General features: G+C 40.1%; 13 protein-coding genes and 1 tRNA gene. 4 read left to right on the top strand and 10 right to left on the bottom strand.

Annotated features, from left to right (window positions below; genetic code table 11):
- Positions 1-37: 37 nt before the first annotated feature.
- From RM049_RS15890 to RM049_RS15860, 7 genes are all read right to left on the bottom strand, one after another.
- A complete protein-coding gene (locus RM049_RS15890; RefSeq protein WP_322704858.1) occupies positions 38-175 on the bottom strand; it encodes a hypothetical protein in 138 nt (45 codons plus the stop codon).
- 2 nt (positions 176-177) lie between these two features.
- Positions 178-486: a hypothetical protein gene (locus RM049_RS15885; RefSeq protein ID WP_322704857.1), complete on the bottom strand. Its 309-nt coding sequence runs from the start codon at positions 484-486 to the stop codon at positions 178-180.
- Positions 479-742 carry a hypothetical protein gene (locus tag RM049_RS15880; RefSeq protein ID WP_322704856.1) on the bottom strand — a complete coding sequence of 88 codons (264 nt, stop codon included), beginning with the start codon at positions 740-742 and terminating at the stop codon, positions 479-481. Before RM049_RS15880 ends, RM049_RS15885 begins: the two co-directional genes overlap by 8 nt.
- Before the next feature lie 336 nt (positions 743-1,078).
- Positions 1,079-1,684 carry a Bro-N domain-containing protein gene (locus tag RM049_RS15875; RefSeq protein ID WP_322704855.1) on the bottom strand — a complete coding sequence of 202 codons (606 nt, stop codon included), beginning with the start codon at positions 1,682-1,684 and terminating at the stop codon, positions 1,079-1,081.
- 465 nt (positions 1,685-2,149) lie between these two features.
- Positions 2,150-2,222: transfer RNA gene (locus tag RM049_RS15870), tRNA-Phe, on the bottom strand.
- A 74-nt stretch (positions 2,223-2,296) separates the two neighbouring features.
- Positions 2,297-3,178, bottom strand: a complete 882-nt coding sequence (locus RM049_RS15865) for a metal ABC transporter permease (protein WP_322704854.1) — start codon at positions 3,176-3,178, stop codon at positions 2,297-2,299.
- A gap of 47 nt (positions 3,179-3,225) precedes the next feature.
- Positions 3,226-4,002, bottom strand: coding sequence for a metal ABC transporter ATP-binding protein (locus RM049_RS15860; RefSeq protein WP_322704853.1), 777 nt, complete (start codon positions 4,000-4,002; stop codon positions 3,226-3,228).
- On the opposite strand from RM049_RS15860, the gene RM049_RS15855 reads away from it, so the two are divergent.
- The gene (locus RM049_RS15855; protein ID WP_322704852.1) at positions 3,989-4,114 is read left to right on the top strand and encodes a hypothetical protein; all 126 of its coding nucleotides are present in this window, start codon (positions 3,989-3,991) and stop codon (positions 4,112-4,114) included. The two genes, RM049_RS15860 and RM049_RS15855, sit on opposite strands and share 14 nt — an antisense overlap.
- Before the next feature lie 64 nt (positions 4,115-4,178).
- Here the strand turns inward: RM049_RS15855 and RM049_RS15850 are convergent, their stop codons facing one another.
- Positions 4,179-5,111: a metal ABC transporter substrate-binding protein gene (locus RM049_RS15850; RefSeq protein WP_416212640.1), complete on the bottom strand. Its 933-nt coding sequence runs from the start codon at positions 5,109-5,111 to the stop codon at positions 4,179-4,181.
- Between the two features lie 413 nt (positions 5,112-5,524).
- Here RM049_RS15850 and RM049_RS15845 point away from each other — a divergent pair, with 413 nt between their 5' ends.
- Entirely contained in the window at positions 5,525-7,129 is a 1,605-nt protein-coding gene (locus tag RM049_RS15845) for an iron uptake porin (protein ID WP_322704850.1), read from the top strand.
- Between the two features lie 265 nt (positions 7,130-7,394).
- On the opposite strand, the gene RM049_RS15840 is transcribed toward RM049_RS15845, so the two are convergent.
- The gene (locus RM049_RS15840) at positions 7,395-8,018 is read right to left on the bottom strand and encodes a TenA family protein (protein WP_322704849.1); all 624 of its coding nucleotides are present in this window, start codon (positions 8,016-8,018) and stop codon (positions 7,395-7,397) included.
- Between the two features lie 172 nt (positions 8,019-8,190).
- Entirely contained in the window at positions 8,191-8,961 is a 771-nt protein-coding gene (locus RM049_RS15835) for a pentapeptide repeat-containing protein (RefSeq protein WP_322674293.1), read from the bottom strand.
- A gap of 525 nt (positions 8,962-9,486) precedes the next feature.
- Between RM049_RS15835 and RM049_RS15830 the strand changes: the two genes are divergently transcribed.
- Both RM049_RS15830 and RM049_RS15825 read left to right on the top strand, forming a co-directional pair.
- Positions 9,487-9,753, top strand: a complete 267-nt coding sequence (locus RM049_RS15830; RefSeq protein ID WP_322689060.1) for a type II toxin-antitoxin system HicA family toxin — start codon at positions 9,487-9,489, stop codon at positions 9,751-9,753.
- Complete coding sequence (locus RM049_RS15825) at positions 9,740-9,949, top strand: type II toxin-antitoxin system HicB family antitoxin (protein WP_416211976.1); 210 nt, start codon at positions 9,740-9,742, stop codon at positions 9,947-9,949. Before RM049_RS15830 ends, RM049_RS15825 begins: the two co-directional genes overlap by 14 nt.
- Positions 9,950-10,549: the final 600 nt, after the last annotated feature.

Genomic DNA, 10,549 nt, shown 5'->3' with positions numbered 1-10,549 from the left:
TATTTCTTAAATCCTTTACCAGCAAGCTTTTCGAGACTTAACGGGAAAAGTCAGATACACCTATAGCTTCCGCTACTTGAGTTTGACTCATCACATAATCACCATTCGGTATCTGAAACACTTCTATATCGATACCTGCGATTTGAATTGAGGCACGTTTGGCTTTAGTAGTCATAGTTACTCTCCTTTGTTGTTGTCGTTAATGGAATGACTGGAAATCACATCAAGTCCTAATGTGTCAAGTTTCTCTCTAAGAAGTAAAACAAGTTGTCTCGCTCGTTCGTATCTTGGACTCGTTATCTTTTCGTCACAGACTTGCTCCCACTTACTAATCTCATCATCCAATTCCAGTAAAAAGCTGTGTATCATTTCAATTTTTTCTGCAAAAGCGGTAGGAATGCGTCTCCTAACCGTGGGACTGTCAAACTTTTTTTTTCTACCTCCTCCAGAGTTACGTTTACCTGCTTTTGGAATACCCCTAGGCATCACTCTTCTCCTTTTCGTATGCAAATAAATGTCGGTCAGGGTCATGTCCGTTATCAATACTTGTCTGAACTGCTTCAATGCGATTTTTCAGTGCTTTATAGCGCTCATCAAGTTCGGTAAAGTTTTCAATTATTGTTTGGGGTGTTACTTCTTCCTCTGTTAAGCCCATAACAAGAGCAGCAAGCCTTGTTGACTCAACACTCAATTGAAGTGCTTGGGACTGAATAGTTTTAAATTTGTACCCTGGTGAGTTCATAACTTTCTCTCGGTGACAGTAGTTTATATCCAGCAGTGACAGCGCTATGGAAGTGATAAATCTCTACTTCCCTTGCTGTTATTGCCTTTTCTTATTTATAGCCACGAAATAATACATTGTCAACTTATTCTCTTATTTCGTCCCAAAATAAAATACAACGTATGCTGTGGCTGGATTGCAAGAATTATTCGCTTTGTTTTTATTATTTCTCTGATTTTTTTGCACTCTCAAGCGCTGGACACTGATAATTCCTCTGTTGATACCCCTGTTTTTTTCGGATGCCACCTTGGATAACACCTTGGATGTTACCGTGGATGACACCCAATTTTCATACCCCTACTTCCCGCCCTTCATGTTCCCAACATTCAGATAAGGATTAAGTGCTTTTGCTCTTGAAAGTACCTCTGTACAACGAATGTACTCTTCCCCTACATCAGCGTAAGCGTTGGTAAAGGCTTTCGCTTCATTCGCCTCATCACGTATCGCTACTAGTAACTCTGTTCTGAGTTCCGCCAACACTTTCTCAGTGGTAGAGATTTTTTGGCGTACAGACTCTACCCTTGAGTGCAACTCTGCAAGCCTTGCTTTCTGTGCTTCATTGGACAATGATGGCTGAGGTTGGGCGATCGCTGAGTAAGTGCCTGTTTTGCGGATAGCTGGTATTACCTCTGATGTGAGCCACTTCTTAAAGCGCTTGGCTTGAGGTTTGCGACTGCTGAGTATTAGAGAATATAGTCCCGACTCATTAATACACCAAGCCTCACCTTGACGACCTATGTTGAACATAGCCCGTTCATCCTCATCCAGCTTATTCATGGCTTGACTAGGGTTTTGAATTCCCAATGCGCTACAAACATCAACTCCTACCCATTGTGGATTGTTCGCAGTACCCACAAACCGTATTTCGTGTGACTCAAAACTGAAGACTGATAAGTTTGCCATTTTTCTTGTGTTGTAAATTGTGTGTGTTGTGAATATTGCCGATATCGATGAAAATGTATTTGGCAAGGAAAGGAAGTAAAATAAAAACACACAATTTACACACACGAGTCAGTGTCAGCAGTACTCTACGGCATCAAAAAAAATGTCGTAGAGTACACGATATCGATAAGTGTGAGTTATTGAAGTTTTAGCGATCGCAAGTATTTAGTTTATCAATCATTAATTGGCATAAAAACTGGCATAAAAACCCAGAGAGACTGAAGTTGCTAACACAAAAAAAAAGGTGTAGATATCCCTAGCACCTTTCTTAGTAAAGTGTAAATTGGCTTATTGATACTGCCACAATAGCTGAGGGTTCCTGGGCTACAAGCCTTCTACCAGTTATGTAGGGTATAGGGCTTTTGCTTTATGCCAGATTTATGTCAGTTTATGCAATATGTCAGAAGTGTTTTTAGCTGTATTCGATGCCAGGAACCGGACTTGAACCGGTGACACGAGGATTTTCAGTCCTCTGCTCTACCAACTGAGCTATCCCGGCTAGGGCTTTTGTGAGCCACGATTAATCAATGTAGCAAAGATAAAAGAATATAGCAAGTCTTTGGAGAAAAATAGTTATGCAGGTTTCAAACTCAACTTAAACCAGACGAAAACGGCTACAAATAGGAGAAACTGGACAAGAACAATACTTGGCCCAGAAGCAAGGTTGAAAATACCTGAGACAATAATGCCAGCAATGCTGCTAATGGAACCAACTATCACCGACATGACTAGAAAGCGGGTGAAGTGGTGACTCATCAGTTTGGCGGTGGAGGCGGGAATGACCAAAAAGGCGTTCACCAGTAAAACACCAACAGCTTTAATCGCCACAGCAACGGCGAGTGAAAGCAAGACCACAAAAGCGTAGCGGTACAATTGGACGGGAACGCCTTGAACTTGCGCTACATCGGGGTTAAGGGTTAATAAAATTTGCTGTCGCAGAGTTGATAGTAAAAATATGCTTCCTCCCACAAGGACTAGCAGCGTCAAAATCAAATCTGTGGTGTCGATCGCTAGAATATCCCCGAACAGTACAGCCATCAAGTTGCCACGATATCCTTTAATTTGGCTCGTGAGAATTAAACCGATCGCTAATGCCCCAGATAGCACGATGCTAAGTATGCTATCGCTAGCTAAGTCGGTTTTGTCGATAAAGTAGAGGACAATAACCCCAAAAACTAAGGTAAAAGGTAACAGCATCCAAGTAGGATTTATTTGTAGCAGCACACCTAACGCTACACCTACCAATGCTGCATGACCAACCGCGTGGCTGAAAAATGACAACTGGCGCAAGGTGACAAAACTACCCAACATCCCGCCAAGTATTCCCATCAAGACAGCACCCATAAATGCACGCTGTATTGAGGCAAGTTGTAACAACTCTAGCAAGTCATTACTACTAGCGATCGCAAGCCAAGTTATCTGATAATCATTGAATAAATTTATAATTACTGGCATAATTCATTCTTTAATTACGAATTACGAATTACGAATTACGAATTCTTTTAATGTTGGTGCTGGTAGCGGCTAAAACCCGGGCCGTAGGTTGCTAAAAGGTTTTGCGGTGAAAGGGCAATTTCTGGCTTACCAGTACAGACAATGCTTTGGTTCAGGCAAAGCACGCGATCGCAATGCCGATTTACCATATCAATATCGTGAGAAACTTGTAATACTGTCCAATCTTCCTCTCGTTTTAATTCATTTAGCAAAGCGTAAAAATCTGCTGCACCTTGCACATCAACACCAGCAAAAGCTTCATCTAGTACCAAGAGTTTCCGAGGCATTACCAAACAATAAGCCAATAAAACCCGCTTCAGTTGACCACCACTAAGAGTACCAATAGCTTGATGCTGTAAATGATAAGCATCAGTTCGCCGTAAAGCTTCTGTTACTGCTGCCGATTTTTCTCGGTCTTGTTTCCACAGCTTGGAGAAAAATAAATTCTTTTTTTTCCCTTCCTTAGTCCATCCCAGTCCAACTAATTCGCTGACAGAAATGGGAAAGCTGCGGTCAAAAATGAAGTTTTGCGGCATATAGCCCAATGCGTGGCGTAAATGCCCCAATCTGGAAATTGGACGACCTAATATTTCAATCGTCCCAGCACTTCGAGGTATCAAATCTAAAACCGCTTTTACCAAGGTACTTTTACCAGCACCATTGGGGCCAACAATGGCTGTATCTGTTCCTGGTAATAATTCAAAGGAAACATCTCGAACAGCTAGATAGCTGCCTTGATAAACAGTTAATCCTTCTACTTTCAAAATAGGAATGTCATTAGTCATTAGTTATTGGTCATTGGTTATTGGTCATTGGTTATTGGTCATTGGTTATTGGTCATTGGTTATTGGTCATTGGGCATTGGGCATTGGTCATTGGTCATTGGTTTATGCTTAGTAACTTTAAATAAAAGACAAAGGACAAATGACAAATGACAAAGGACAAATAACAAATGACAAATCTATTTACATGATGTTTCCAAAATTTGTAAATTAGCTTTCATTGCCTTGAAATAATGCTGTGGATCTGTTTCTCCAGTTTCTAAAGAATCCAGAGTACGCAAATTTAATTTCAAGTCTTTAGAGAGGCTGTTGAGCAGTTTATTATCTACTCCTGGTTCGCTAAATAAAGCTTTAACTTTGTATTTTTTCACAGCACTGACGGCATTTTGGACATCTGTTGGTGAAAGTTGATCTTCAGGAATTTGTACCACTGCAACTTGCTTGAGGTTATAGCGTTTAGCTAAATATGGAAATGCATCATGAAAGGTAATAAAGGTGCAACTGGGATTTTTCTGCAAAGTCTGCTGAAATTCACTGTTTAAACTTTCTAATTCTTTAATATAAGCTGTAGCATTTGCTTCGTAAGTAGCTTTGTTCCTCGGATCGGCAGTAATTAATCCGTCTCGAATATTTGTTACCTGCTGTTTTGCTAAAACTGGATCTAACCAAACGTGAGGATTACCTTGACTATGTTCGTGGTCTTTTTCATCTGACGTAGTTTTTACAACAGATGAAATTGCATTTAAGGGTTTAATACCAATACTTGCATCAATTTCAGTTAATTTGGGATTTTGGGCATTTTTGACAGTACCTTCCAAAAATTCCTCTAAGCCTAAACCATTTTTCACTAACACCTTAGCAGTAGCGATCGCGTTGACATTTCCTGGTGTCGCTTGGTATTCATGTACCTCCGTACCAGGTGGTACTAGAATTTCTACATCTGCGACATCCCCAGCTACTGCCTTAGTAAACAAATATATCGGCAAAAATGTCGCTACTATTTTAGTTTTTCCCGGCTGCGCCTGTGGGATAGAAGCAGCTTCTTGTGCTTGTGGTAACTGTTCGGAAGTTGTTCCCTGATTTGGATTCGATTGGCTACACCCAGTAGCCATCGACAATATTAGCAGAGTAATTATGGGCAAGATGCCGCTTCTTTGCCTACCTGTTCTAATTTCTCTGCAATTCACTATCACGATATTTCTCCTCAAAACGGATGCTTGCTCTACCTTTGTCATCATCGCTATTGACAATGGCAAGTATTCTAAACTTTATACTATAATAATTCTCATTCTCATTTTAAGTACATAATATCATTCTGGGTTTGCTGTGTAATGAGTAACAACAAAACTTTTTCAGACGGTACAGCCCTCTGCAATTTAGTTTTCCCTAAATAATTAGGATTTCTTGACTTTTTTTGTTAAAAAGTTTCCTGACTTCTGATAAGATTGCTGACAAATATTCTCATAAAATACACGTTTAAAAAACGTGGTTTGGGTGTGAGTTGGAGATCGGTGTGAGGAGAGAAATGCAAAAATTCTGGAAATATCTGCTAGTTAGTCCAGCAGTCTGCGGTGTCATGCTATTTGTGAATACTGCTACATTTGCAGGTGAAACTTCTAGCATGTCTGAAATCAATCAAGTGCAAGTTTTAGCTAATCCAGACACAAAAGTTCAGACAAAAGCGCAAGTTACCTCCGTGTCTCAATTTTCTGATGTACAACCAACCGACTGGGCATTTCAAGCATTGCAATCCTTGGTTGAGCGCTATGGCTGTATTGCAGGATACCCAAATAGCACTTATCGCGGTAATCGGGCATTAACGCGATATGAGTTTGCTGCTGGTTTGAATGCTTGTCTCGATCGCGTTAACGAACTTATTGCTACAGCCACTGGCGATTTAGTTAACAAACAAGATTTAGCCACATTACAAAAGTTGCAAGAAGATTTTTCCGCCGAACTGGCGACACTCCGAGGTCGTGTGGATACAGTAGAAGCGCGAACTGCTGAATTGGAGGCGAATCAGTTCTCAACTACAACTAAATTGCAAGGACAAGTTGTTGCAGTTGTTAGCGATGTGTTGTCAGGAAATACAGTCAACGGTGCAGAAATCACAGACGAGAATACAACTTTAGGGGTACGGGCACGTATAGAATTAGTGACCAGTTTCACAGGGAAAGATACCCTGTTTACCAGAATCCAGGCTAATAATATTCTCAGCCCTAACATTGGTACACCAGAGGGTAACTTATTTTTTACTGGCGAGGATGGTACTACTGATGCTGCGATAGATGCACTGTTTTACAGATTTCCCTTGGGCGAAAAAACAGAGGTTGTTGCTATTGCTAATGCAGGTGCAGCAGACGACCTTACCACTACTGTCAATCTCTTTGATGGTGATGGTGCTTTTGGTGCTTTGTCCACCTTTGGTACACGTAACCCAATTTATAACCAAATAAATGGTGCGGGGTTGGGAGTAACATACGAGTTCAACGAAAAATTGGCATTAAGTCTAGGGTATTTGAGTGGTACAGCTAATAACCCTACACCCAATAATGGTTTGTTCAATGGTTCTTATGGTGCGTTGGCGCAGCTGACAGTTAAACCAAGCGATCGCATTTCTATCGGTTTAACTTACATCAATTCCTACAATCAACCACTACTCACGGGTAGCAATGCCGCCACTTTCCAGGATATAGCAGCTATCCAGGGTTTACCAGAAGATCAAGTAGGATTTTCCAGTAATTCTTACGGTGTCGAAGCATCCATTGGCATCACTGATAACATCGTCTTAGGTGGTTGGGCTGGATACACCAACAGCCAAAGCTTGAGAGGAACTCGTGGAGACGTTGATATTTGGAACTATGCTGTCACCTTGGGCTTCCCTGACCTCGGTAAAAAAGGTAACTTAGCAGGTATCATCGCTGGTGTGGAGCCGAAAGTGACAAGTTCTGACATCGCAGGGTTGGATAGCGATCCTGATACATCCTATCATCTTGAGGCTTTTTACCAGTATAAGCTGAGTGACAATATCACCATTACTCCTGGAGTCATCTGGTTAACATCTCCAGATCATAACGACACTAATGATGATGTTGTTATTGGTGCATTGAGAACCACATTCAGTTTCTAATTTTTTAAAATCTTAAAAGAAGACGCAAAAGATAAATTTGCGTCTTTTTTTGTGTATAGGTTTAAAAATAGAACTTAGCATTTTTACCCAGCTTGATATAGCAAGGGACTGGGGACTGGTGACTGGGGATTGGGTGAAAAGTCTTGTTGTGTCTAAGTTTTATCATCTGTTAATGTCCTAACCACCAAGGCTTGTGCTATATCTGAAAACAACGCGAGTTTGACTAGTTAGGAAAAGTCAAAAAAGTTGCTCGATATGAATTTGCTTAATTGAACATCCACGCAGCTTGAAAAAAATCGCGTTCACAAAACATCGCATAACGATAAGTTGAATGCACAACAGAGTTGGTAGCGGCATAATTGTCAACCAAATTTTCTAATTGTTGTGTTAGTGGTTGAAAATCTGCGCTGCTATAAGTACGAATCCAGTCTGCATATTGATGATCGGGAATACCGTTACAAGCCAATTTTTCTCCTAAAAAGGCATACAAACGCATACAGGGAGACATCGCCGCCGCAGTTAAACCTACATCTTTGCTCCAAGCAGTTGCTAACAAAAAATCAGTATAGCGGCGGGTGGCAGATGCCGGTTCTACAGCATACAAATTGACTCCCCACTCAGAAGCATAACTACTATGCAGCCGTAGTTCTTCTAAAACCCCACTAGCTAAATTATGAAATGTGGTGAAACCTAACCAGTCTGGTGCTTTAGCTGCGGCGATACTGTAGGCACGGGCAAAAGCTTCTAAGAAAAAAGCATCTTGCCCTACGTAGTAAGCAAATTTAGCTCGATCAAGAGTACCATCGCCAATACCTTGAACGAAAGGATGCTCTAAGCAAGCTTGGGCTAAGTCTTGATTTGCTGCCCATAATTCGTTAGATAAAGTCATTTGTTATTTGTCATTTGTCATTTGTCATTTGTCATTTGTACTGCCCTTCAACTACGCTCAGGAACCGCGAACGCGAACAGCGTCTCGTAGAGAAGCCGTAAAGCCTGCGGCATAGCTTCGCTTAAGGCGCAGCGTCTCGTAGAGAAGTATTTGTTAACTGTTATTATCTCTTTTAAAAAGGGAAGAAATTGAGCAAGACTGAGCCAATACTTCCCAAAAAGTCAACGAAGCTGGGTTTACCAGTACTTACCTTCTCATTAACGGGTGTTTGCAGTTCTTTGATAAAAGTTTGGGCTGTTAGAGTTCCAGTGCTGTTGTTTTGGGATGTAAACAATTTTTGTGCAACTTGAGCATCTTGGAATGCACCTTGTCTATCTAGTATTTGGTAACGAGCGACACCACGAGCGAGATAAGCATCTGCATATTCTGGTTTAATTGCGATCGCTTGATTAAAATAACTGATTGCTTGCTGTTGGTTGCCTTTTTGCCCTTCTGCTACACCCAAAGCATAAAAATCTGCTGGTGAAGCAATTTGTGATGGTATCGCAACTGCACCTTGAAAGTTAGTCCCATTCAAGTAAGCACCAGTTAGTTCTGCATTTGCTAAATAAGTATTTCTCAAATCAGCACCCGTCAAATTTGCCCCATTAAATTTAGCTTCGCTCAGGTTAACGCCAAATAAACTCGCGCCACTTAAGTTTGCACCCCGCAAATCTGCACCGCTCAAGTTTGCACGGCTGAGGTTAGCACCTGTGAGATTAGCACCGCTCAAATTGGCTCCAGATAAGTCAGCCATCACTAAACCTGCACTCGTCAAATCACAGTTTTGACATTGTTTGGTTGCTAATAACTGTTTAACATGTTCAGAATTAGCTGCTTGTACGGTCGTTGTCAAACTAATCGTGGTTAAAAATGCAACTGCACTTAGAAGTTGATTTTTCATCTTTATGTAATATTTTTTACTTAATGCCAGTATGAACTGAGATGGATTTATACCTCAGCATTATGATATGAGCAATCTCAATAATTTGTCCTCTGTAGTTGCCTACATCACTTATAAATTGGTGATACCTTTCCTGTGGAACCTTACGCTAAAGGATTATAGAAAAGTCGGAAAAGTATAAATTGAGCCGATATTAAGATTGATAACCCCAGTAACAAGGATAAATGAGCATCATTCGTCAAGATAAATGATACACTTTACTACAGGCGAAACTGATGTTACAAAATTAAACTCACTGCAAAATATCGCTTCCAAAAAATCATCTGTAACATCCAAATAATTAGTATTTTTTAAAATCAAGTCAATTAGTAGAACAGTATCCAAGCCTAAAGTTTGCCCTATAACTGGACTAGTCATTGTCATCAGGGATGCTTTAACTCAAGAGCAAAATGATAGATTTGCTTTTGGATACCCTGATTTTAAATAAATATGAGACTATAGAAATATTAAGGCAGTCAGAAAAACGTGAGTCAGCAAGACAAACTCTTAGACAAAATTATCTCTGGGACTTCTGATACAGATATCCCCTTCGCCCAACTGTGGCAACTTTTATATACACTAGGCTTTGAAGAACGGATTCGTGGCGATCATCGTATTTTTGTCAAAGCCGATGTTGAGGAGATATTGAACCTGCAACATAAAAAAGGAAAAGCCAAAAGTTATCAAATTAAACAAGTTCGGGCAGTGATTCTCAAATATAAGCTAGGAAGTAAAAATAATGTTTCGGTATGAAATTATTCTCTACTGGAGTGAATTAGATGGAGCTTTTATTGCTGAAGTTCCAGAGTTATCAGGCTGTGCTGCTGACGGTGATACTTATCAAGAAGCACTGCATAATGTAGAATTAGTTGTGCAAGAATGGATAGAAACTGCTAAAGATTTGGGGCGTCCAGTTCCTGAGCCTAGACCACGTTTGATGTACATTTAATTGATACACAAAGCAAGTTAAACTGATTTTTTAGCACCATCAGAAATATTCAATACCACATTAGATACGGTTCGGAAAAATTTTCGCTAAAAGACCTAAAAATTTCTACTGGCTGCCATTATAGTATCTAAGTTATAGCGATTCTCATTTGAATGGGTACATAGTATTGCCCATTATTGTCAACTTCAGATCAAATGCTTGTACCACAAGTCGAATTACCCCCCTTAATTCCCCCGATATATTGGGGGTAAACAAGAAAATCCGGTTCCCTCCCCTTTATAAGGGGAGGGTTAGGGTGGGGTAAAAGAATATTTGATACATTAATCATAACTTTTCAAACATTCTTTAAGTGAAAAACTTAGTTACTGGCAACCTTACAAATTACCATAATATGGGATTTGTATTTGTTAGTAGTATAGTGAATAAGTTGTAGTCCAGAACGTTCTAGCTCTTGCAAAAGTTTAGGCAGTTCATACTTGTGATGTCGCCAAATAGTAATCTCTTCACCTTTAGAGATTTCAATATTTTTCTCTATACCCATCCGACTAAAATTTATAGTGTAATCATGACGCAGTTTCAGATTAGCAACAATACTATCTT

The organism is Nostoc sp. DedQUE04 (assembly GCF_034530995.1).
Classification (GTDB): domain Bacteria; phylum Cyanobacteriota; class Cyanobacteriia; order Cyanobacteriales; family Nostocaceae; genus Nostoc.
This window is presented reverse-complemented; position numbering and strand designations above follow the sequence as displayed.